We start from the raw sequence: 586 nt of genomic DNA on the forward strand, positions 1-586 counted from the left end.
CTTGTGAATGAGGTATGGATTATGATTCTCAAAGTGGATGTATCTACTTGAAAGCTGAAACTGCGGCTTGCCAAAGTTTAGCTGCTCACCATCCACAAAAACTACAATTGCAGCATGCGCATGATCACTTCCATATTTACCTACACCATACTGGCTTACCAATTTTTTTTCAGGATCCACATTGATGGCGTTTTGAATTATCTGTGAATCAATCTCATTTTGGTTCATAAAATAGTATGAAAAGAATCCAGATGTAACAATCACAAAAACTACTGCAATTACCAAAATTTCCCTGTTTTTTGGTTTAGACTTTACTGATTCTGCATCAAAATACTCTGAATTACCTTCCTCAAAGCGACCAGGCAGACTGTAATCTGAATCAAAGTCTTTGGGAAGAATTTTGTCGTCGTCTTCAGGCAATGATTAATCCAAAGGATTTGATTCTATAAATTTGCTTGAGTCAAAGTATATCTCTGAAAATTGTTAATTCTTAGATTAGTGTCATCGGCTTAATATCACATATAAGTTCAAATTTCATAGATTAGTTTTGAAAAAAAGAAAGAAGCAAAATATTACGTTAGCCGTA

The 586-nt window shown here is 34.1% G+C and carries 1 protein-coding gene; it reads right to left on the minus strand.

Going from position 1 to position 586, the window contains the following annotated elements:
* On the minus strand, positions 1-420 hold a 420-nt coding region (locus tag V3W49_RS22875; RefSeq protein ID WP_500148265.1), incomplete at its 3' end, for a hypothetical protein.
* Positions 421-586 lie beyond the last annotated feature (166 nt).

The organism is Rosenbergiella sp. YN46 (genome assembly GCF_036620675.1).
Classification (GTDB): Bacteria; Pseudomonadota; Gammaproteobacteria; order Enterobacterales; family Enterobacteriaceae; genus Jejubacter.